This is a genomic window from Shewanella saliphila, from assembly GCF_014648295.1.
Classification (GTDB): domain Bacteria; phylum Pseudomonadota; class Gammaproteobacteria; order Enterobacterales; family Shewanellaceae; genus Shewanella; species Shewanella saliphila.
In genome coordinates this window covers 12,496-36,364 of the sequence record NZ_BMQV01000023.1, presented here as the reverse complement: position 1 = coordinate 36,364, position 23,869 = coordinate 12,496, and the positions used below count along the sequence as shown (strand labels likewise).

At 41.5% G+C, this 23,869-nt stretch carries 19 protein-coding genes, 1 tRNA gene and 1 pseudogene; 8 read left to right on the top strand and 13 right to left on the bottom strand.

Going from position 1 to position 23,869, the window contains the following annotated elements:
• Nucleotides 1-354 precede the first annotated feature (354 nt).
• Together IEY48_RS11965 and IEY48_RS11960 are read left to right on the top strand one after the other, a co-directional pair.
• On the top strand, nucleotides 355-2,232 hold the full coding sequence (locus IEY48_RS11965; RefSeq protein WP_188920600.1) for a DUF294 nucleotidyltransferase-like domain-containing protein: 1,878 nt from the start codon (nucleotides 355-357) through the stop codon (nucleotides 2,230-2,232).
• 10 nt (nucleotides 2,233-2,242) lie between these two features.
• Nucleotides 2,243-2,959 (top strand): 3'-5' exonuclease, encoded by a 717-nt coding sequence (locus IEY48_RS11960; protein WP_188920598.1) that lies wholly within the window; start codon nucleotides 2,243-2,245, stop codon nucleotides 2,957-2,959.
• A gap of 387 nt (nucleotides 2,960-3,346) precedes the next feature.
• On the opposite strand, the gene IEY48_RS11955 is transcribed toward IEY48_RS11960, so the two are convergent.
• The 11 genes and pseudogenes from IEY48_RS11955 to IEY48_RS11905 form a co-directional block, all read right to left on the bottom strand.
• A complete protein-coding gene (locus tag IEY48_RS11955) occupies nucleotides 3,347-4,927 on the bottom strand; it encodes a BCCT family transporter (protein ID WP_188920595.1) in 1,581 nt (526 codons plus the stop codon).
• 319 nt (nucleotides 4,928-5,246) lie between these two features.
• Nucleotides 5,247-5,528: a chaperone modulator CbpM gene (locus IEY48_RS11950; RefSeq protein WP_229786422.1), complete on the bottom strand. Its 282-nt coding sequence runs from the start codon at nucleotides 5,526-5,528 to the stop codon at nucleotides 5,247-5,249.
• Nucleotides 5,529-5,566: 38 nt separating this feature from the next.
• Nucleotides 5,567-6,556 (bottom strand): DnaJ C-terminal domain-containing protein, encoded by a 990-nt coding sequence (locus tag IEY48_RS11945; RefSeq protein WP_188920592.1) that lies wholly within the window; start codon nucleotides 6,554-6,556, stop codon nucleotides 5,567-5,569.
• Between the two features lie 197 nt (nucleotides 6,557-6,753).
• Nucleotides 6,754-7,752: an endonuclease/exonuclease/phosphatase family protein gene (locus tag IEY48_RS11940; protein ID WP_229786421.1), complete on the bottom strand. Its 999-nt coding sequence runs from the start codon at nucleotides 7,750-7,752 to the stop codon at nucleotides 6,754-6,756.
• A 220-nt stretch (nucleotides 7,753-7,972) separates the two neighbouring features.
• Nucleotides 7,973-9,577 carry a BCCT family transporter gene (locus IEY48_RS11935; RefSeq protein ID WP_188920588.1) on the bottom strand — a complete coding sequence of 535 codons (1,605 nt, stop codon included), beginning with the start codon at nucleotides 9,575-9,577 and terminating at the stop codon, nucleotides 7,973-7,975.
• A 1,021-nt stretch (nucleotides 9,578-10,598) separates the two neighbouring features.
• Nucleotides 10,599-11,933, bottom strand: coding sequence for a hypothetical protein (locus IEY48_RS11930; protein ID WP_188920586.1), 1,335 nt, complete (start codon nucleotides 11,931-11,933; stop codon nucleotides 10,599-10,601).
• 873 nt (nucleotides 11,934-12,806) lie between these two features.
• A pseudogene (locus IEY48_RS11925) lies at nucleotides 12,807-13,160 on the bottom strand (transposase); the annotation flags it as partial.
• A 922-nt stretch (nucleotides 13,161-14,082) separates the two neighbouring features.
• Nucleotides 14,083-14,400 (bottom strand): hypothetical protein, encoded by a 318-nt coding sequence (locus IEY48_RS11920; protein ID WP_188920584.1) that lies wholly within the window; start codon nucleotides 14,398-14,400, stop codon nucleotides 14,083-14,085.
• Between the two features lie 4 nt (nucleotides 14,401-14,404).
• A complete protein-coding gene (locus tag IEY48_RS11915) occupies nucleotides 14,405-16,852 on the bottom strand; it encodes an RHS repeat domain-containing protein (RefSeq protein ID WP_188920582.1) in 2,448 nt (815 codons plus the stop codon).
• 398 nt (nucleotides 16,853-17,250) lie between these two features.
• On the bottom strand, nucleotides 17,251-18,582 hold the full coding sequence (locus tag IEY48_RS11910; RefSeq protein ID WP_188920580.1) for a tyrosine-type recombinase/integrase: 1,332 nt from the start codon (nucleotides 18,580-18,582) through the stop codon (nucleotides 17,251-17,253).
• Between the two features lie 87 nt (nucleotides 18,583-18,669).
• Nucleotides 18,670-18,759, bottom strand: a tRNA-Ser gene (locus IEY48_RS11905).
• Nucleotides 18,760-19,081: 322 nt separating this feature from the next.
• On the opposite strand from IEY48_RS11905, the gene punR reads away from it, so the two are divergent.
• From punR to IEY48_RS11875, 6 genes are all read left to right on the top strand, one after another.
• Nucleotides 19,082-19,984: a DNA-binding transcriptional activator PunR gene (gene punR / locus IEY48_RS11900; RefSeq protein WP_188920578.1), complete on the top strand. Its 903-nt coding sequence runs from the start codon at nucleotides 19,082-19,084 to the stop codon at nucleotides 19,982-19,984.
• A 191-nt stretch (nucleotides 19,985-20,175) separates the two neighbouring features.
• Nucleotides 20,176-20,835 carry a Bax inhibitor-1/YccA family protein gene (locus tag IEY48_RS11895; RefSeq protein ID WP_188920576.1) on the top strand — a complete coding sequence of 220 codons (660 nt, stop codon included), beginning with the start codon at nucleotides 20,176-20,178 and terminating at the stop codon, nucleotides 20,833-20,835.
• A gap of 65 nt (nucleotides 20,836-20,900) precedes the next feature.
• Nucleotides 20,901-21,290, top strand: coding sequence for a sulfurtransferase complex subunit TusD (gene tusD, locus IEY48_RS11890; RefSeq protein ID WP_188920574.1), 390 nt, complete (start codon nucleotides 20,901-20,903; stop codon nucleotides 21,288-21,290).
• A 17-nt stretch (nucleotides 21,291-21,307) separates the two neighbouring features.
• The gene (tusC, locus tag IEY48_RS11885; protein WP_188920572.1) at nucleotides 21,308-21,664 is read left to right on the top strand and encodes a sulfurtransferase complex subunit TusC; all 357 of its coding nucleotides are present in this window, start codon (nucleotides 21,308-21,310) and stop codon (nucleotides 21,662-21,664) included.
• A complete protein-coding gene (gene tusB, locus IEY48_RS11880; protein WP_188920570.1) occupies nucleotides 21,661-21,969 on the top strand; it encodes a sulfurtransferase complex subunit TusB in 309 nt (102 codons plus the stop codon). Before tusC ends, tusB begins: the two co-directional genes overlap by 4 nt.
• Nucleotides 21,963-22,301 (top strand): TusE/DsrC/DsvC family sulfur relay protein, encoded by a 339-nt coding sequence (locus IEY48_RS11875; protein WP_188920568.1) that lies wholly within the window; start codon nucleotides 21,963-21,965, stop codon nucleotides 22,299-22,301. The genes tusB and IEY48_RS11875 overlap by 7 nt, the downstream gene beginning before the upstream one ends.
• A 63-nt stretch (nucleotides 22,302-22,364) precedes the next feature.
• Here IEY48_RS11875 and IEY48_RS20555 read toward each other — a convergent pair whose 3' ends face one another.
• Nucleotides 22,365-22,493 (bottom strand): hypothetical protein, encoded by a 129-nt coding sequence (locus IEY48_RS20555; protein WP_261732697.1) that lies wholly within the window; start codon nucleotides 22,491-22,493, stop codon nucleotides 22,365-22,367.
• 77 nt (nucleotides 22,494-22,570) lie between these two features.
• A complete protein-coding gene (gene serS / locus IEY48_RS11870; protein WP_188920566.1) occupies nucleotides 22,571-23,857 on the bottom strand; it encodes a serine--tRNA ligase in 1,287 nt (428 codons plus the stop codon).
• Nucleotides 23,858-23,869 lie beyond the last annotated feature (12 nt).

Genomic DNA, 23,869 nt, shown 5'->3' with positions numbered 1-23,869 from the left:
GTTAAATAAAATAACGCTCACCTAATAAATCTAAGTCAAATATTTCCATAAAACCTTGACGCACCTCAACAATGCAGTGAATAGCGAACAATAAATGAACAATGATTTTATCAAAAGCGGCAACCTAGCACAGTAATAGTAAGGCGTATCCTTCAAGCTAACGATAGTTTGTTTTAGTCTGGCCATCATAGGTAATCTGTTAGCAATAAAGGTCACTAAAGCATCGATATTGAAAGCTGTTTTACTGCAAAATATTCAATAGCACGATAAATCCCCATGTTGCGTTATTTACTCGTATAATATCGACATCGCTATAAACAAAGTTTCAGTCATCACACATTAACAGGTCTATTCATGACAGCCGAAGTACTCGAAATTCAGAGCTTTATTGCTCAGTACGCTCCCTTTGACCAGCTTCCAGAACAAGTCTTAATTGACGTTGCCAAAAGTGTTGAGATTTCTTACTACCGTACCGATAGTATGATTGTTAACTTTAATGACAGGATCACCGAACTGTATATGATCCGCAGTGGCGTCGTAGAGTTATACCGTCGTAAAGGTGAGCTCTATAATCGTCTTGATCAGGGGCAGTTATTTGGCCAAATGGGCTTATTGACCAACAATAAAGTGCGTTTCCCGGCCAAAGCGGTAAAAGATACCCTCGTATACTGTATTCCAGAATCGGTGTTCAATGACTTATGCGAAAACTATGATGATTTTGCAGATTTTGTTGAGGCTGAGGATACCACTCGCTTAAAGCAAGCAGTAAAGGGCAAAACCGTTGATGCCAATGCCCTTACCACCTCTAAAGTGAAAACGTTGTTGACTAGAGAGCCTGTTGTTCTACCTTGTAATAGTACGATACAAGCCGTTGCCCAGATAATGACTGAAGAGAATATTTCGGCGGTATTAATTAATGACCCAGATATAGAAGATCAACAAGACAGTAGTTTTGTGGGGATTATTACCGAACATGATCTATGCGCTAAGGTTATTGCTGCGGGGGTTAATGTAGATAGTCCTATTTCACAAGTTATGTCGACCGAGTTAATTTCACTGGATCATAACGCATACATCTTTGAAGCTATGCTACTGATGCTCCGTAATAAAATTGATCATCTGCCTATTCTTAAAAATAAAATCCCCATAGGCCTGATTGAAGTAGCCGATATTATCCGCTACGAGTCGCAAAATAGTTTGTTATTTGTCAGTAGTATCTTTCAGCAGAAAAGCAGCGAAGATTTAGTGTTGCTCTCTTCGCAGTTAAAAAGTTGCTTTGTGCGCATGGTGAATGAAGATGCCAACTCACATATGGTCGGGCGGGCAATGTCTGAAATCGGCCGTAACTTTAAGCAGCGTTTATTAGAACTTGCAGAAGAAAAATTTGGCCCGCCACCGGTTCCTTATTGCTTTTTAGCGCTGGGCTCAATGGCGCGTGATGAACAATTGATGGTAACCGATCAAGACAATGCCATTATTCTGGACAATAGCTATAAAGCCGCAGTGCACGGTGAGTATTTTGCAAAGTTAGCCGACTTTGTGTGTGATGGTTTAGCCGCTTGCGGTTACAGTTATTGTACTGGCGATATTATGGCCAGTAATCCCGAGTACCGTAAAACTCGCTCAGAATGGGAAGCATGTTTTGGTGATTGGATAGAAAAACCAAACCCGCAAGCCTTGTTAAATTGCTCTATATTTTTCGATCTAACCGGGGTTTATGGTCGGGTTAAATGGGCTGAACAATTAAATGCATTTATCTTGAACAAAGCCAAGAAAAACAACCGCTTTTTAGCTTGTCTGGCGCACAACGCACTTAACCGCACCCCACCGCTAGGATTTTTTAAAGATTTTGTAATGGAAAAAGATGGTCGTCATAACAACTCCATCAATTTAAAACGTCGTGGCACGGCGCCATTAGCCGACTTGATCCGAGTACATGCCCTAGCTATCGGCTCACAATCGCAAAACTCATTTGAACGCTTAGAAGATATTATCGACGCGGGCATTTTGCCCACCTCAAAAGGTGAAGATTTACAACACGCAATGGAGCTTATCTCGTTGGTACGCCTGCGTCACCAATCATCCGATATTGAATCTGGGATTGAACCTGATAACAATATTGAACCAGAAAATATGTCTGATTTTGAACGCCGTAATCTTAAAGATGCATTTTTAGTGTTAAGTAATGCGCAGAACTTTTTGAAATATCGCTACAGTTCTAACAAACGTTAAAGGCTAACTCATGACTCATTTCAGCAAATCGGAGATTTTAAACTGGCAAGCGTTTCTCGAATTAAAAATGCAAAACAGTAAAGATCGACGCTTGTTTGATTTTTACCATGCTGGCACCTATCACAATGAAACACCATTAAGTGAAATTGACTTTGTGGCGCTAGACTTTGAAACTACCGGCTTAGACTCAGAGCAAAATAGCATCATTAGCATTGGTTTAGTGCCCTTTACGTTACAGCGTATTTTTTGCCGTAAAGCAAAAAAGTGGTACCTCAACCCACAAGACAAGCTGCAAGAAAACTCAATTATTATTCACGGTATCACTCACTCAGATTTACAAGATGCACCGGATATATTATTAATTTTAGAGCAGCTTTTAGATCAACTGGCAGGCAAAGTGGTCGTGGTACATTATCGGCATATTGAACGTGATTTTCTTAATCACACGTTACGCTTATTAATCAATGAAGGAATTGTTTTTCCGGTAATCGATACCATGCAAATTGAAGCTAATTTGCATCGGGCGAAATCTCAGAGTTTATTGAATTTCTTTAAACCAAAGCGTCCACATTCAATCCGGTTAGCGAACAGTCGTGAACGTTATAACTTGCCAGCTTACGCGCCACACGATGCATTAACTGATGCGATTGCCACTGCAGAATTACTGCAGGCACAAATTAAGTATCACTTTAGTCCCGACACTGCGATTAAAAACTTATGGGTATAACACCACTAATCTAATACCAATTCCACTAATTATCTGGTCATTCAGCGGGAGTTCTGTGCCTTCTAGGCAAGTAATAGAATTGTAGGCATAGTTGCTCTCGGCAACTGCTCCTGCGTTGCTCTACCTTCTGCATCCATGCAGTCATACGTCAAAATGCTATTAAGCAGCATAGAAGGCACAGAAACCCGCCTTGTAGGAGGCACTCAGACTGTCCATTTCTTTGTTGCATTGTCTTAGAAGGGAATAACCATTATTTCAACAATGCGCCTCAAACTGAACAATCTGAGTGACTCTGATTGGTCACATAATTAATGGAAATGGTATAAATCAAAAAGATATAAAAAAGCCGATGAATTTATCATCGGCTTTTTTGATGCAAGTCAAAAACTAGTTTTTGTTATGTTTTTCGGTACGCATACCCATCAACAAACTCACACACATCAGCAATAAAATAATGGTGAACGGTAATCCTGTCGAAATGGCACCCGCTTGTAGTGCCTCAATCGCTTGAGTACCACCAACCCACAATAAAACTGCAGCAATTGCACCTTCGATAATGGCCCAAAAGATACGTTGAGGAACTGGAGCATCAATTTTGCCACCCGCGGTAATGCTGTCGATAACGAGTGAGCCTGAATCCGAAGAAGTAATAAAGAAAACCAGTACCAATATCACAGCCAATATTGACAGCAAATTACCTAATGGCAACGAATCAAACAACTGGAACATAGCAAGCGGCACTTCAGTTAAGCCCTTACTCCCCAACGTACCTATATTATTGATAACCTGGTCAATGGCAACACCACCAAACACTGACATCCATAAAATAGTCACTACCGTTGGCACGATTAATACAGTCGCAAGGAACTCACGCACTGTACGACCACGAGAAATACGCGCAATAAACATACCGACAAATGGTGACCATGAAATCCACCAAGCCCAATAGAACACAGTCCAACCATGCATCCAGGTTTCATCTTCACGACCCACTGGGTTACTCAATGGAATAATATTCTTAATATAACCCATTACCGTTGTCGGAATTGTTCCCATAGAAACGGCTAATGTCACCAGTGCCACAAAGATGAGCAAAGCAACAGCAAGTAACATATTGACATTACTGATGACTTTGACGCCGCCTTCAAGGCCTCGAACTACCGAGATAACCGCTAATAGTGTCACAACTACAATAATAGTGATTTGTAAGGTTAAGCCAGCCTCAATACCAAACACATGATGGAATCCAGATGCAGCTTGTTGAGCACCTAAACCTAATGACGTTGCAAGACCAAATAATGTGGCTAATACGGCGAAAATATCAATGATATGTCCAGGCCAGCCCCATGTACGGTCACCCAAAATTGGATAAAATGCTGAACGAATTGAAAGTGGCAAACCTTTGTTAAAAGCAAAGAAAGCCATAGACAAAGCAACCACACCATAAATTGACCAAGGGTGTAATCCCCAGTGGAACATTGTTGCACCCAGTGCTAGTTCTGCAGCCTCTGGCGTATTAGCAGCCACATTCAATGGAGTTTCATACCAACCAGTGTAATAGGCTAAAGGTTCTGCAACCCCCCAAAACATCAAGCCAATTCCCATGCCTGCAGCAAACAACATCGCAATCCAAGAAAGTCTTGAATAATCAGCTTTGGCACCATCTCCGCCTAAACGGATTTTACCGAAAGGAGAAACGATTAATGCCAAGCAAAAAACCACAAATATATTTGCCGACCACATAAAGAGACTGTCAAAGGCACCGATAATTTGCCATTTTAAACCGTCTAAAAACTCTTTTGATATAGCCGGATCAATGACTAATATAGCAATTAAAAAAGCAAGGATTAAACCTGCACTAATCCCAAAGACGGCGTTGTGTATATCAAAACCCCATTTTTGGATGTTATCTTGCCCGACAGTATAATCGGTATTATCTATACTGTACTTGTCCTTATTCATCTTCATAAAACCTCTTTTTAGAGCGACCTGACACTCATAAAGTGAAGGCCGATATAATTTCCTAGTGGGATTTTAGCAAAAATAACTGATAATTTCAGGCTTATTTAAGGTTCATACTTATTTAAACAGCTGATTTATTAAAATAATAAGTCACAATTCATTGGTGACCTATTAATCTTTGCTGTTGAATTTTGTATGAGTTAAAAACGTGTTAATCGAGGTAATGGATTGCTGCCTCGTCATCATAGAACCAAGGCTTATACCAAGAGCCATCGACAATCTTCAGGATCAAGATTGTAATGGCTTACTGTAACGATTGAGGCATCTATGCTTTAAATCGACTTAATTGCTGTTTTAACCTATGCACTTCATGCTCGAGTTGGTCTCTTTCATCGAGTAATTGTAAAATTAAACTAATACCATTCCAGTCGAGCGCCAAATCACGTTGAATGCGCGTGGCTTTTTTAACTTGATGTAAATTTTCAACACTAAATTGCCATTGTTCTATTACCTCGCCCTGCAGCGGAATCGCAATGCTGTGCTCGACAAGCTCAAGTAATAATGCCGAGCTAATGTCGCTGCACTCACACAGTTCGTCGCTACTCAACCAACAATCCTGTTCACTTATATTAATCTGCAGCATCGCTATTTACTCCAACTGGCACGAGGGTCGAATGTATTTTTTTCAGCTAATTCAGTCCACAAATGGTTACTTGTCACGTCTGATACTGTCGGCACCACGATTTTAAGCACCGCAAATAAGTCGCCCTGTTCTTTTTTACCCAATAGCCCTTTACCTTTTATGCGTAATCGCTGCCCAGATTGACTATTCGCAGGGATACTCAATTGAATAGGCCCGGTTAAGGTAGGCAGTTTAACCTTGGTACCTAATACCGCTTCCCAGGGCGCCACTGGCACCACAATAGTCAAGTTTCGGCCATCAACATCAAATAAAGGATGCGGCGCATAACGAATTTTTAAATACAAATCGCCATTATCGGCTTTGGTTTGCCCAGGTCCACCTTGGCCTTTTAGGCGAATACGTTCACCATTACTCACACCGGCAGGAATGTTCACTTTTAAGGATTTAGGATGTTCAACAACATGACCATGAGCATCGCGTTGTTGCAGGGTAAACGAGACAGGCTTAAGGGTATCGGTCAATGTTTCTTCAAGAAACATCGGAAAATCCATTTCGATATCCTGGCCTTTAGCGTGGTGAGATTGACGACCATGATGTTGTTGGTTAGGGTCAAACCCTGAATGACGAGAGTCAAACCCTGAATGACGAGCCCCAAAAATTGAATTAAAGAAATCTGCAAATTCTTGATCGCTCTGAGGGTCGCTTTCCTGTTGTCCCCAATGTTGACCAGCACTGGCGCCAGCTTGACCTGTGTAGTTGTGTTGTGACCTATTGAGATGATGATGACGTACTTCATCATATTCAGCACGCTTTTTAGCATTACTCAATATTGCATAAGCTTCACCAATTTCTTTAAATTTTGCCTCGGCATCATCATGCTTACTGACATCAGGGTGATATTTTACCGCCAGCTTTTTATAAGCAGCTTTTACCGCTTTAACATCCGCTTGCGGATCGATGCCCAACACCGTGTAATAGTCTTTAAAATTCATTTTATCCCCTAACAAAAACAGGTTTGCAATGGAGGGTTAATACTAATGAGTTTAGGCTCACAGAGACGCGATATGCTTGATCTTGATCAACTCTACTACAGTATGCTTTGTTTAATTAATAAGCATTAATTAATTAAAAATAACCGCTTACAAAAACAATTTCAGGAATATTGGTTCATCAATGTCACTATCGATGCTTATTGTGTCTCACCAGGTTTTGGCACATCATGTTTGTTCACTTTTTGCTCCGCTGCAATCTCTTTGGCCCACTCATGCTCAGACACACCCGCGTCAATACCTTGTTGTTGAGTACTTTGCGACGGAGTAAACGACAGTCTAGTCAATAAAGGAAAATGATCCGAACCAATCGCAGGTAAACGCTGAATGTGTTGCAAGGTAAAATGCTGGCTGTGAAATAAGTGATCTAATGGCCAGCGCATAAATGAGTAACCAGCATGAAAAGTGTTAAATGCTCCACGGCCGACACGCGGATCAAGCAGTCCACTCATCTTTCGAAAAAGTCGAGTCGTAGCAGACCAGGCGACATCATTAAGATCGCCGGTAACAATCATCGGCTGGTCACTGTCTGCAACACTTCGAGCCACTATGATTAATTCAGCATCTCGCTCTGCTGACTCAACATTTTCGGTTGGGCTTGGCGGTGCGGGGTGAAGAAAATGCATCCGAACCTTGTCTGTGGTGCGTAAGGTTAATGTGGCATGTATTGATGGCACATCCTTCTCAACCAAATAACATATTTGTTGTTCGCATAAAGGCAATCGAGAATAAACGTGCATACCATAGAGATTATCAAGAGGACATTTAATGCTGTAAGGCATGTCGGTTTCTAATACCTTAAGCTTGTCTTGCCACCATTGGTCTGACTCAAGTGTGACCAGCACGTCGGGCTTATGCTCGTTGACTAATTGGATCAATGCGTCGGCATTACGATTGGGAGTAAGCACATTAGCGGTGATAATACTGAGTTGTTTATCGGCATCAAATTCAGTGGACGTTTTAACCTCTTTGGGAAATAAAAAAGTATAAGGGAATATCCAGCTAAACTGCCAAATTAAACACAAGGTGGTGGTCACCGCTAATAGCTGCGTACTTAGTAGGTGAATATCGAGAAAAACAACATCGGCAATCAATAGCATAGTGGCTAATATCGACAATTGTAATCGGGGAAAATCCATACTCCTGACAATCCAGTGCGGATGCCGCGAAAGAGGCACTAAAGTTGCCAATAACATTAACACTGTAAAAAATGTCAGTATCGTAAACATAGAAAACCTAGTTTTGTATGGTGAATACCAATCCTTATTACCACATTATTGAAATAGAGAGCTACATACAAGCATAAAAAAGGGGCTTATCAATGATGTACTTGATAAGCCCCCTTTCACAGTTGAGTCGTTAAGTTGATTGCTTACGACTTAACTGCGGCTTTTTTACCTCAGTAAACATGCCGAGCACTAAACTAATACAAGCAAGTATTAAAATAATAGCAAACGGAAGTGCTGCGATAATAGTCACCGACTGAAGTGCTTTAATAGAGTCAGTGCCGCCAATCCACAACATCACCATCGCGATTACCGCAGAGATAACCGCCCACACTATCTTTTGCTTCATCGGTAACTCCAGCTTACCGCCAGCGGTCATGCTATCGACCACGATGGAGCCTGAATCTAAGGTTGTCACAAAGAACACGATAATCAATATAACCGCAATAATGGACAAAATATCACCCATTGGATATGCATCAAGCATATAGAACAAACTCAAAGAAACGTCAGTAATGCCTTGCTCTACACCTAGCTGGCCAACCTTATCAATGATTTGTTGAATCGCAATGCCGCCAAAAAATGACATCCAAGCAGTCGTCACTAAAGTAGGGATAATCAACACACATGCCAAAAACTCGCGTACGGTACGGCCACGCGAAATTCGCGCAACAAACATACCAAAGAATGGCGCATACGCTATCCACCAGGCCCAGTAGAATACTGTCCAACCGTGTAACCAGGTAGTGTCTTCACGGCCTGAGTTCTGGCTCAGTGGTATGATGTTTTTGACGTAACCGACAACACCGGTTACCAATGAATCAAGCACAGTCGTGAAATTAAGAATGCTGATAAAACCAAGGAATATAAAGGCAATAATCATGTTGATGTTACTCAACAATTTAACCCCGCCATCCATGCCACGTACCACTGAGAGAATAGCAAGCCCCATAATGACCAGAATAATCGTCAGCTGCAGATAAATACTATTTTCAAAACCAAACACATGGCTTATTCCACTGGCCGCTTGAGAACCACCTAAACCCAGTGATGTTGCAAGCCCAAACAAAATAACCAGTACAGCCATAATGTCGATGACATCACCGGTTTTGCCCCAGACTTTATCACCTAATATAGGATAGAAAACCGAACGCATTGAAAGCGGTAAGCCCTTGTTATACACAAAATATGCCAATGACAGCGCGGTCATGCCGTAGATAGCCCAAGCATGAAAACCCCAGTGGAACACAGAAGCGCCAAGCGCTAATTCACGGCCTTCAGGTGTAAATGGTGCTACGTCGAGCGGGGTGCCAAACCAATCTGTGTAGAACGCTGTTGGCTCTGCCACGCCCCAGAAAATAAGGCCAATGCCCATACCTGCGGCAAATAGCATGGATACCCAAGATATTGTCGAGTAATCCGTTGTGGCGTTATCACCGCCCAAGCGGATTTTGCCTAATGGAGAAAAAGCAATCCCAATGGCAAAAATGAGCATAATGTTCGCAGTCCACATGAACACGAAGTCAAAGTGAGATAAAGCAGCGCCCTTCACTGAATCAATGGCAGCTTTGGCATCAGCGGGGGAAAATACCAGCAGAGCCATAATAAATAAAATAGATAAACCGACGGAAACACTAAAAACGGTGTTGTGGACATCCATGCCCCACTTGAAAATATTGTCTTGACCAACCTGATAATCAGTTGATTCTATACTGTATTTTTTTGACTTAAATTTCATAATTAACAGGTTTACCTATTCGAATAACGAATAATAAGACCCACTCCATTTTTTTGATTGTTACTGATTATGGATAATAAAATACAACGGGGTATATATCATGATGTATGCAGCGGTTTTATTTACTTTAAAGGGCAAACCCTTGTCGTGTAGATAGTTGGCTCAACAGATACGCGAGGAGTATACGTTATTAGAAGTCCTACTCATATAGAAAACAGATACATTGATCTTGTAACAGGGTCTGAGTCAATCTTTATGAAAAAGATCGCCTAATTTGCCACAACACTTGGTATTAGGTTTTATACAATACCAATCCGCGTTAATAAGTGATGACTCAACGAAAGTGTAAAAGGGCTTAAACAAGGCGCATGACTTAATGGTTTAGCGCAAAATGTGACTCATTCAGAAAATAATGACAATCGCCAGCGATGTGACTATCACTCCATTGAAGTGAACACTGTCTGAGCGGGGTTGATTTTCGGTTTGAGTAAACCAACAGACAAAAAAGATGCCACCCATTCCTTTAACAAATAACATAACTCGTTTTCATGGCCTTGGCGAGGGTTACGGTCGATGTGATCAACTCATCATTTTTTATCGATATGGCTAAATCATTAGCGTTAAATAAGTGCTAAGACAAAAAAGATGCCACCCATTCCTTTAACTAAAATATTATCGTTAAATTAGTGGTTTATTCATCATTTTCAGAATTCAATACAGCAGGAAATCTTGATATCAATCAAGTATAAGAAGAATTGTAATTTGATTGGGAATGATGACTTAAGCGCACTAACCAATTGGGGTGGGTGGCCATGTTTTTGATGTGGCTTCGCAGAAAAATACTCACGGTCAGTCACAGCAATAGCCTTTTTGCTGCGACTGACCATCAAGTAGAGGGAATATCAAAATCTGGTTTGGCTGAGAGCGACAGATCACCCACGATGACATCACTCCCCTCGCGCAGGGCACAATGATAATGCCCACACCACGATAAATGGGTTAATGCTTAGGCACTGTGACGTTAATAAGTATATTCAACATTATAGAAGCCTAAATTCATTACATCACTTCCTTTTGATAACGGACTGAGATCAGGATCAGCCATTCGACTTTGTTCAACCGCTAACCTTCGCCATTCATCCAACGTTTTTTTATCACCATAACTTGTCGCCAAAAATTGGATATACGGATCAACTAATACGTTAATTCTCGCGTCCAGCGAGGGGGGGAAACTGAAGTTAGGTATGGTTCCCCTGATCCCACCATGCAACCGCCACACTACACCACCATCACCGTTTCTCCCACCGAGGACTATTTCACTAAAAGCAGTGTCATCACTGGCATTAGAAAAATCATATTGATAAGGGGCTTGTTGGCTGCGTATTGTTTCATATAATGAATATGCCTCTTTAGAAAACGCGTTATTAACATTCAATACCATTTCGCTTGAAGCATTACCTTGTTGATCCAGCTTACGAATGGCCGAATTGGCAGAATAACACACCGTGTCGTAAACATTAATTTGTTTAGTTATATTAGATGACACGTAATAATGTCCTCCAATAGTCGGATAAATAAAGATGGGCTCATTGCCGTAGTTATAGCTATCCCAGCCTCCTGAAGAATAAGCATGTATATCATCTTCACTGCTATTTATCGGATCGTTAACCATGACTCCTTCATGAGTAAAATCATCGAGACTTAAGGTGTATTCATCCAGATTGGTTAAGTCAATCTGTCCAGCTTGACTCGATTGATGATCAGCTGCCACTAACTGAATATCTATGGGCCCTTGCACATCACACCATTCAAGAGAGTAATCTGCCGTATAGGGTGTTAAATATCCCTGTCCACCGTTGATATTAAGTAAGCTATCAGGAGAGGACTCAATCAAATTTTGAACAAAAAATGTGACATCCTTGCAACCACAATCAGGTGCATAGCTAAAATTAGTGAAATGAATGACACCTAAATCTCCCCCTTTCGTATCCATAATGGTATCAATACTCAACGTTTTAAAACCATAATTGCGGGTAAAATAATTCAGCGCAACCGTAGTGATATGTTTAGCATCACTCGGCCATGCAGTAGTTAACAGACCATTTGAGTCTGTTACATGCTCTGCAATCACGTCGCCTTGTGCATTATGAAAAAGCACTTCTACACCCGCTTTGGGCGATTGAACATTACATTTATTCGTCACAACGGTATTGAGCGTAAGTTGTGTATTGATTGGATTGTTTGATGGATCACCCGAATTGGCGGTTCCTGCATCATCGCCGCTGCCTCCACCACCACATCCTAATAATAGTATTGTGGTTAATGTAGAACTCAGCATCCATTTTGTCATTGTCATATCTCTTCCTTAATATGATGAAGCGGTACAGTGAAAGGGATCGCCCAATCACAAAGTCCATGTAGAATGGCGTTATTGAAAATAAAAATAGGGATAGTGCTAACAGCGAGTCAATACGAGCAGTCAAACTCTCGAGGAATACAAAAAGAAAAAAGATGTCAGCCTGTTGGCAGATCACATACTCATCTTCCTTGACGTCGTCCGAATACGATTAAAGACTCCCTATTTGGCACATACAATAACCTTAATTAATGCTTTTACTCAAATGCTTTGTTATTTTTTTGAGAGTTATTTGTTAGCTTATGTTTGCATTTTGTTTCAATTAATACTTTGCGGTAAATCGTCATCTACTAATGACCAAAGTGATAGCCTGAACATTCTCAACTATTGATGCACTCCATGAACTTATCACAATGTTTAAATTCGCAAGTGGTAATATGAGAAAAAATAAGTAACCGTCTAGCGAACCACACCTCGCATCGTTAATCTGACTATCTAAAAATACCTGCTCAATGATAAATTCGGAGCAGGTGATGAAAACTTACAGAACAACTACTCAGTGGCAGATGCTACTTCAACAACGCGGCTCGTTTTGTGGCACTAATATCGAATTTTGCCAACTCCATAATGTCGCTATTACCACTTACTATATAAAAACGATGCCACCCATTTCTTGAACAAATAACATAACTCGTTTTCATAGCTTTGGCGAGGGTTACGATAGAAGTGCTCAACTCACCTATCCCGATCGATATAACTAAAATATTATCGTTAAATTAGTGGTTTATTCATCATTTGCAGAATTCAATACAGCAGGAAATCTTGATATCAATCAAGTATAAGAAGAATTGTAATTTGATTGGGAATGATGACTTAAGCGCACAGCCAGCGCTGACAATTTGCAGCGCCTTGTCGTCGTTTTCGGTCCAAATGCTCACAGTATTCGGTTAAGGCAGGTAGTGCTCCTACTGCACCTTTAAATAAAGCACCAAATTCAGTGGTGATTTTAAGCCAATTCTCTGCAGGGATGTTGAGTCTATTCAATATGTCCTGACTACTTGAGCTAATGGAGCCACGCTTATCATCTCGAATAATCCGACCGGTATCTTCAACCAATACTATGTAGTCTTTCACGCTGAACATGAGCCCGTTAGGCATATTAAGTCGCTCATTACCCACAAACGTTAATAACTCAGGTGGTTGCTCGCCTTTCATTGCTGTGAAAATCAACCATGACACCCATAATTAATCAGCAATGCCTAATGATATTTTTGGGTACTTAGTCTTGAACCTTGAAGAGGGATAGCTTGCTTGTAATAAAGAGGAACCCAGAGTTTAAATCTCTATCTTTCGCCCAAATCAAAATACCTTAGGTTTGTCGATTTGGCATTTGCTTTTAAATCTTGCGGAGGGATAGCTTGCTTGTAATAAAGAGGAACCCGGGGTTTAAATCTCTATCTTTCGCCCAATAAAAAGGCCCGCTATAAATAGCGGGCCTTTTTATTTGAATGTGGCGGAGGGATAGGGATTTGAACCCAGACTCTCGAATTAAATGGTTAAAATAGTCGTTTAAATTCATTTAGTTGCAGGGTTTTACACCATCAAATTCTGCAATTGCTAACTAAGATTGACTTTATTCCTGAAGTTGAAAAAAGTCAATAATTATGAACCTTTAAAAGCGCTAATTTGTGCATCTAAAACTTTAATCAAAATGGCGTATAATTAAACATCTCTGATTAAACTCAACGAGCCCGAACAGACAAAGAGGAAGGAAAACCTAATCAGCATGGGTGTTTCAATTCACAGGGGCAGTGGTACGGATTTCATTAGGGGCGCAGCTTGGTTGTTAAGCCCGCTTCATTATAAACATCAGGGCAGTACAACCGCTTCTAGCAGTAAATGAGTCGTATTAAAAGCAACGATAAGAGTGAGAATGTTGTACAGAAAACTAAGGCCAAAAAGCATTCGGTGAGCAGAGTATTATCTTGACTCACCGGGAGCGTCCATATATGTCCATGTTATTTTTTTGGTTAAAAATTGACATCATTAATCTGCAAGTTGATTGAGTTACCAGATCTGATCATCGATTTGTAACAAAGTTCATTTGCTTCAGATTTGTGTAGAAGAGTCAGCCCTATGTACTAATCCCCTACTGATAACCAAGCACTTTGATAATCTCCATACTATATTTATCCACATGAATTTGAATAGATTTTCCTGCCCCTGGAGTAGCTGTATGATCGTCATCCTTATGCTTAGCTCTCAATATAATAGTATTTGTATTTATTTCTCCTAAAATAAAATCCTCAAGTTCAATAATGAATTCACCACAATTCCATTTCAGTTCATTAAGCACATACTGTTTAGCAACATCAAAGGCCTTTTCTTCCGAGCTATCAAGTGCGAACGACATAAATGAAACACTCCATAAAATAGCTAGAACAATGAACTTATTTATTTTTTCCATTGTGTCACCTCCCCATCATTGGATAAAGGAAACCGTAATAACCAGTATCAGTAATGATGACACCAGGAACTTTCGCCTCCTGTTTATGAAAACCAATATCGCCACCACTCAAACTTCTAGGAGGATAACCTTCAGTTTCAGAGTTTGGATGTGTATGAAACCAGGCTAAAACCTCAAGTCCATTAGAGGTAGGCCTACTACCAACTAGCCCTTTTATTTGGTCTCTGGTGCCGCTCGGGACTCGAATCACATCTAGCGCTCCAGACTCTTTATTCTTCACTATCCACCCTCCTTGCTCTTTCTTTTTGGAACCAAGGGCGCCACGGTTTACCTCAGGAGCGCCGGGATTTGACTCTTCCCATGCTTTATTTAGCTTAGACTGCACCCTTTTATCATTCATGAACTCAAACAAACCAAATTGTTCACTACCGAGCTTTTCGGGATTACATCGCTGACCAATACAGTTGCTCAAAGGGACTGTTGAATCTTCAGATTGCACCACTCCCTGACTTGGTGTTACATCCAAGAGTCCATCAACCTTAGCCGCATTCTCTTTGGGGCTAGAGCTATCATTCCCCTCATCTTCATGTTTCTTTGAGCCACTACCCGTAGATTTTTCTTCGTTTTTCTCGCCATTTGAAGTTGATTTTTTAAGCGCTTTCATCGCTTTATTATATTGCATCACCTCAACTGTTTTATGGAAGGAATACATGTCTCCCATGAACTCGTTTGTGGCCCAAGCAGATGCATTACCACTTCGAACAGCACTATACCCGGTCGGATCAACCCCACTCATCGGGTTATTCAAAATATACGAATACGGATTAGCGCTCTGGCTATTCTCTGGGAACTGCAAAAACGGGTCAACACTTAAAAAACGGCCGATGTTGAAATCGTAAATCCGCCCGTTCATGTGAATAAGCTCTTGCTCATTCAAATGCTCATGGTCGGTGTAGCCCTTAGTGACACCTTGCCAGCTCGTTAACAGGTTATTACCTGCGGCAATGTCTCTTGGACGACCAAACACATCATAACCACGGTGCTGTAATACGGCACCGGTTTTGGCATCCATCAAGGTATCGACACTGCCTAAGTGGTCTCGCAGTACGTGTTGGAACGGTGATTGATTACCTAAGCTGCCCACATGGGCTTTCATCTTAATGGTGTGGTCACCAATGTAGGTTTTATCTACCGTACTGCTTAAGGCCACTTCACGCTCAAAACTGCCCACATAATACGTGGTCGATACCACACTACCGTTTTGCTGTTTAACCTGTTTATAGCGGTTACCATTGGCATCGTAACTAAATATACTTTTTACATTATTGCGATCTACCGTTAACGGCTTGTTTTGGTCGTTATAGCTTAACGTTACGCCATCACCCGTGAGCCTGTTACCGTTATTGTCATAGGTGAAGGTTTTTGTACCACCACGAATAAACTGCCTAATGGCGTTAGGGCCTGCATTACCGCCAGCACCTTTGCCTACACTACCGTAGAGATACTGACTGCCGTAATCGCCTTTAACAAGGATATTACCTGCGGCATCATAGTCGTAATTAACCGCAGCATAGGTGATACCTTTGTACGTTTTAGTTGAGTCATCAACCCGCATGAGCTCGTCATAGTTGTAGCTTTCTTTGAACTGGGTAATCACATTGTGTTGAAAGGCTAAGTTACCCATTCCATCATAATCATAATTTAAGTATTGCACCCCGATAGTACTGCAGCCAGCAGAAGAACTGGTACAGATACTCGTCGGTGAACCGGCTAAATTACGGCTAAATTGTTGAACATAATTGTTACTGAACGTTTGTTGATTAATACTGCCAAAGGCGCTGTAATCATCGATTATGCGCAGCGATTGCTCGGAACCATCAGTAAAACGTTGGTAATCTTCGACTAAATAACCATTGTCGTCAAAACGATAGGCTACATGCTCGCCGCTAGGATACTGCATGGCTTTGATACGGCCAAATTGCGAGTCATAGGCATATTTTTCAGTGAAGTTTAAGCTACCAATAGCCGTAACGGTTTGCTTAATGCGCCCAGCGGTATCATAGCTATGAGTTTGAATATGCCCATCGACTTTAGCCTGGTATAACTTACCGTAACCCACATTGGTATCATACACCCAGGTTCGCGTTTGTTGACCTGTTTGACTCGTTTGACGACCGGCTTTGTCATAGTTAAATGTGGTTGTAATATTGCGCGCATCTGTTTGGGTTATAAGCTCGCCATATTGATTATAAGTAAAGTTCCATACCCCCATATTCGGGTCGTTAAACCATGCCTTGCGGCCTAAATCATCATAGCGAGCGGTAATTTTACTGCCCAGCACATCTTGGATTAATACAGGTAAACCTGCTGCATTATAGGCAAAATAGCTTTTATTATCTTTTGCATCTGTAGTGCTTAATAACTGGCCAAGGCTGTTATAACTGCGACTCATCGACGCATTTAACCCGCCCGTGACCTTGATATTCGTCGTAATGCCATCGACATAATCATATTCTGATTGCCCTAGGTTTTGGCTATTAGATACTTTTTCTATTTGATTTTGGGGTTGAAAGGGGTTCCCCTTTGCCCAAGCAACTATCCGACCTTTTTGGCACAAAAAGTGGGATAGTTGCGTACCGGGTTACGTACTGGTCCCACATAATTGCGGGCTACTTTTTGCTTCGCACTCACCGACTGCGAGCCATTTTCAATACCATTAATTTTCGCTCTCTGCTGTAGCGAAATAATGACAGCTTTGGCAGTGTTTGTGCCTTATTAGGTACTGTTGCTGCCAATTGCGTCTGGATATTTTTCGAGGTTTAATGCTTATCGATTAACCACACCCGATCATCAAATACCATATTCAATTCTCTCAATATCCTTAAGCAATGCTGCAACGTTTACATCCTTGCCGTAACGACTGAAAGTGATGTTGGGATTAGCGTGACCTACGATTTGCGCCACGATGTGCTCACTGATATCTAATTGCTTCATTTCATCGATAAACGTGTGTCTGAGGCCGTAGGCGGTTGGACGCTGATTCGCTTGCATGCCGATTTCGGTTTGAAGCTTGGCGAGCTGTTTGCAGTAAGTTTTTGACCAATCTTCAATGATGCCGATAGGTTTATAATCAAACAGCTGGGTATGTGTTGATTTTCTTTGCTCAACAAACGCAATAAAGCCTAGCTCAAGCAAGTATTTGTGAATGGGCACATAACGTTTAGCGTTGAGGTTCTTTAATCGCTGTGCTGCACCGCTGTCATCAATGCTAATACAGTGTACGCCATCGATTAACTTGATATCTCCAGGTTTGAGCTGGCAGGCTTCTGAAGGCCTTAAACCACCATAAAGCATTAATCGGGTGACCCATTTGAAATCGGTTGTTGAAGCCTTGAATGATGAGCTGCGAAGTAGTCGTTTAAGTTCAATGTGCGTCCAGCGGTCTCTAGCTTGATTCGGTTTGGCTTTTGGTTTTTGTCCGACAGTAACGCTTTCAAAGGGGTTGCTGGTGCAGTAATTCATTAATTGGCACCACTTAAAGAACTGAAATATGGCCGCTAAGTACTCTTTATTGCTTTTGTAGCTTCGGCCTTGAGTTAGTAAAGCATCGCGATAGGTCATCGCATCAGCACTGGTGATGTCATGCACACATTTATCATCAGTTTTAAGCTTGGTTTTAAGAATGGATTTTGATGATACGGTATCAATAAAATGCCGAGTACGCTGCTCAAGCTGCTTTATAGACAGAGGCCTAATGGCTGATTTTTGTTTTGAGATAATAAATGCGCTTAATGCTTCGTTTAACCCAATAACAGGCTTTGCTTGCGCCACAGTTGTGGTTTCACGATGCTGAGACAATTTAGTCTCTCTAATGGGGATAGAATGAGGTTTTTGCGTGATGTTGAATGTAATATCAGGATCAGCTGCATCAAACTGAGCTCTAAGATTGTTAATGACCTCATCAACGTAGCGAATAAAGTCATTAATACGGGTTTGATGGTCAATAGACTTGATGATTTTTTTGAGTGCTCCGGCAACATCAATGTTACGGATGACTGCTTCTGCTCTGTCACGAGTGAGTAAGGAGACTTTTACGTCAAAGGGAAAGCCCTTGTCGCGTAAATATTTGGCTAAACAGATACGTGTAAAATATACGTTGTTGGGTGCTCGATAAAGATACATTGTCTGAGTCAATCCTTATGGAGAGCCCCTCAAACGCCAAAAACAAAAAAAGCCGTTGATAATCAACGGCTTTTCTCGTATTTAATGTGGCGGAGGGATAGGGATTTGAACCCTAGAACGGGATAAACCGTTGCCGGTTTTCAAGACCGGTGCATTCGACCACTCTGCCATCCCTCCGAGCGGCCGAATAATATGACAATGGCGGTTTGGTGTAAAGGGTAAATTGAAAATAATCAGTTAAGTGGCGATAAAACACTCAGCAGATGAATAAATAGCGTATGAATGCTGATTTATCGGCACTGTAAGGTCGATATAGTGACTCACATGGCTGTCATTTATAAGGTGTTGAGAATGGCCTGCATTCTTTAAACAGGTTATCTGGTCTTTTGCTAAGCCAATTATGTGATTAAACAGCTGATAACCGCGACTTCGCTTGATTTGATTAGGGTTAATGTTTACCTTTACAGCAAGTAATGTTGCCAATGCCAAGGATAGCGAGATGCTTTCAGAACAAGCATTCGAAATGATAGATATAGTTGCCCGAGTGGGTAGTTTTACCGCCGCTGCGAATAAATTAAATAAAGTCCCCTCGGCGGTGAGTTATGCGATTAAACAAATTGAAGATGACCTAGGGGTTATCTTGTTTGAACGTCATCATCGTAGTGTGAGTTTGACGCCTGCGGGTGAGCATTTTGTGGCTCAGTCACGTGAGATCATGACTAAATTGAATAACATTAAGCGTGATACTCAAAAAGTGGCTAACGGTTGGCGCCCTTCTCTGTCGATTGCGATTGATAATATGGTGCGCGCCGACAAGATAAGCGGGTTGATTGCCGATTTTTATCGCCACTTTACCGACATTGAATTAATCATCCGCCTTGAAGTGTATAACGGTGTGTGGGAAGCGTTATCGACAGGTAAGAGTGATGTTGCCATTGGCGCAACCTCGAGTATTCCTGTTGGTGGGGTATTTAAGTCTCGCGATATGGGGATGATTCAGTGGTCGTTTTTGGTCGGTAAAAATCACCCATTGGCTAAAGCTGAACATGCATTAACTGACGAGGAGTTATTACAATATCCGTCCATTTGTTTACAAGATACCGCGCATAATATCGCACACAGACCTAATTGGTTATTGAATAACCAGCGGCGTATTGTGGTGCCAGATTGGATCCGTGCATTAAACTGTTTTCGTGAAGGCTTAGGCGTAGGTTATATGCCTTACCATTTGGCGGATATATTCATCAAAGCCGGTGCGTTAATAGAAAAACAATTAGACAAACCCAAACAAGATACCGCCTGCTGTTTAGCCTGGAACAATGCCAATATGACCCCTGCAATGCAGTGGGTTCTCGATTATTTAGGCGATACGCCAAAGCTTAAAAAAGAATGGCTGAGCTAAACGGAAGCTATTGAAGATTATAAGGTTATATTAACGTTAACTTTATGGTAACGTAGCGGCATTAATCGATGTGATAAATTAATTTATATTTAATGTACATTGCTTACGCTAATAACAAAGATTTACTGTCAACGTGAAAACAATAGGTTTTCGCGTTGAACAAATCATTGAGTTAATCTCTGGAGACGATAATGAGTCAACAATCAGTTTTATCCCCAAGTCTATCGACTACTGAAGTCAATAAACTGTTAAAAAACACCTATATGCTGTTATCAATGACATTGGCTTTTGCTGCGGTTACCGCAGGTTTGAGTATGTTATTTGAAATTGGTCGCTGGCCTTCACTAGGCCTATCAATCGGTGGCTTAGTGTTATTGTTTGTCACATTGAAAAAAGCAGACACCGCCGCGGGTATTTTTTGGGTATTTGCCTTTACTGGTATGGAAGGTGCGTCGCTGGGTTATATTCTTAACCATTATGCCGGCATGGCAAATGGCCCAGGCCTTATTATGCAAGCACTTGGCTTAACATCCGTTATCTTTGTAGCCTTATCAGCTTATGCACTGACTACCAAAAAAGACTTCTCGTTTATGGGCGGGTTCTTATTTGCGGGTATGCTCGTGATGATTGGCGCACTAGTAATTAACTTATTTGTGCAAAGCTCGATTATGTTTATGGCAATGAACGCGGGTATTGCATTACTGATGACCGGTTTTATTTTATATGACACTAGCCGTATCGTGAATGGCGGCGAAACCAACTACATCCGTGCAACCGTTTCATTATTTTTAGATTTCTTAAACTTATTTATGAGTCTTTTACATTTAATGGGTATGGGCAACGACGATTAATCGCCGATAGAGTTCAGCGTTAAATTACGATAAAATGGCCCTACTTTAGGGTCATTTTTTTTATCATGAGCAAATTCATCATCCAAGTAAACGGCAGTGTTTATGGCTCCAGCGCCAGTTTTCGTGCATTGACCTTTTGTCAAAGTGTGTTGGCCAATGGCCATGACATCATCACGGTCTTTTTCTACCAAGATGGCGTGACTAACAGCAATGCCCTTACCTGCCCAGCCTCTGACGAAATAGACATGCATGCTAAGTGGCAAACCTTTGCACAGCAACATAAAGTGCCGCTCACTAATTGTGTGTCTGCTGCGCTTCGTCGCGGGGTGCTATCAGAGCAAGAAGCGGTTGAAAATGGTAAAAGCCATTGGAATAGTAGTGAGCATTTTTCCATGGGCGGCTTAGGCGAATTAGTGGTTGGTATAGAAAAAGCCGACCGTTTAATCAGCTTTTAAAATCGATAGGATCAATAATGAAATCTATGGCCATTGTATTTCGCCATGCACCTTTTGGGTCCACCAGTGGCCGCGAAGGTTTAGATGTGGCGATGCTCAGCGCCAGCTTTGAGCAGCAAGTAAGTCTTATTTTTACTGACGAAGCGGTATTACATCTCCTGAGTGGGCAAACCCCAGAGCAAGCAGGCGCAAAGGATTACTTATCAGCCCTTAAAGCACTGCCGTTATACGACATAGATACCGTTTTAGTGTGTAGTGAATCAATGCAACAATTAGGGCTTAACGCCAGCGAATTGAGTATTGATGCCGAGGTTGCTAGTGCCGATATGATAACCCAAACACTGCAAGCGGTTGATGAGGTATTAGTATTTTGATTTTACATCATATTCAAACTTCAGCATCAACCGACAATGCACTCAGTACGTGTTTACGTTATTTGCACCCAAACGACAGCATATTATTGGCGGGTGATGCGGTTAACTGCTTATTACAACCCCAGTGGCAACAGCGTTTAGCCTCGGTTAACCTATTTGTGTTGCAAGATGATATTCATGCACGGGGATTACAACAGCGGATTGATGTGATTGCAAAACCTATGTCTGCCGAACTTTTTCATATTATTGATTACTCAAATTTTGTTGAGCAATCACTTAAACATAGCAAGGTCATCACTTGGTAAACTCTTTTGAATTTAATGGTCAGCACATTGAGATTGATCATCAAGGTTATTTAAAAAATGTCGCCGATTGGCAAGAGTCAATGGCGCCAGTTATTGCAGCGACTGAAAACATTGAACTAACAGAGCAACACTGGGAAGTGATTCGGTTTGTGCGCAATTTTTACCTCGAATACAAAACCAGCCCAGCGATCAGAGTGTTAGTTAAAGCCATTGGCCAAAGCTTAGGTGCAGATAAAGGTAACTCCAAATACCTTTATACCCTATTCCCAATTGGCCCTGCCAAACAAGCCACTAAAATTGCCGGATTACCGAAACCAGCTAAATGCTTGTAGATAAACACCAAACAAAAAGCCCAGTTAAGCATACTTAACTGGGCTTTTTTACTGTCGCTGTCATTACTGCGGTAAAATGTTATCTAATACGATAATCGCCACTTGGCCAAGTAACACGAATACCAACAAAATAAAAAACATTCCAATTGAAGACGACACAAATTTACTGTTATTACGCTGACCTGTAGCCACCGCTTATTATCCTCTGAAAATATCAACAACAAGGTGGCTTTGTCTTACTCATTGAGCAAGACAAACCACTAATTTTATTAACCAATAACGCTTAAACCACCCATATATGGACGTAAGACTTCTGGTACCGTAATGGTGCCATCTTGGTTTTGATAGTTTTCAAGAACAGCAACAAGTGTACGACCTACAGCCAAACCAGAACCATTTAGAGTGTGTAAAAGCGCAGGCTTATTGTCTGCTTTGCTACGATATCTGGCTTGCATTCTACGCGCCTGGAAATCTTTCATGTTTGAACATGATGAAATTTCGCGGTAAGTATTTTGCGCCGGTAACCACACTTCAATGTCGAAGGTTTTACTTGAACCGAAGCCCATATCACCGGTACACAATACGACAGTGCGGTATGGTAAACCCAATAGCTGTAATACTTTTTCAGCATTGGCTGTAATTTCGTCTAATGCTGCCATTGAGTGATCTGGGTGTGCAATTTGCACTAACTCAACTTTATCAAACTGATGCTGACGAATTAATCCGCGGGTATCACGGCCGTATGAGCCCGCTTCACTGCGGAAACATGACGTTAATGCGGTCATCTTGATTGGCAGTTCACTTTCATCAACAATCATGTCGCGAACATAGTTAGTTAATGGCACTTCAGCGGTAGGAATAAGTGATAATCCCTGGCCTTCTTCAGTGGCCGGTTTGGTGTGGAATAAGTCTTCACCAAATTTAGGTAATTGGCCTGTACCCATTAAGCTGTCTTCGTTAACGAGTAACGGCACGTATGCTTCTGTGTAGCCATGTTCAGTGGTGTGAAGGTCAAGCATAAACTGACCTAACGCACGGTTTAAACGGGCAATTTGGCCACGCATAATAATAAAGCGTGAACCAGTGATCTTAACGGCACTTTTAAAGTCTAATCCGCCCAAGGCTTCACCAAGATCTAAATGATCTTTAACTTCAAAATCGAAGGTTTTTGGGGTGCCCCATTGGCGTACTTCAACGTTTTCGCTTTCATCTTTACCCACTGGAGCAGACTCGTCTGGCAAGTTAGGTACGCTCATGGCGATTAAATTGATTTGTTGTAATAGCTCAGCAAGCTCAGCTTTTTTCGCATCTAACTGCGACCCTAAATCCCCTACTTGCGCCATAATGGAACTAATGTCTTCACCGCGAGCTTTAGCTTGGCCAATCGACTTAGACATCGCATTACGCGATGCTTGTAAGTCTTCAGTTGCAACTTGAAGCGATTTACGCTTTTCTTCAAGTTTGGTCAATTGTTCGACATCAAGAGTAAAGCCTCGAGTGGCTAAACGCTCGGCGGTGACTTCGAGTTCATTACGCAAAAATTTTGGATCTAGCATGTTGTCAGTTCT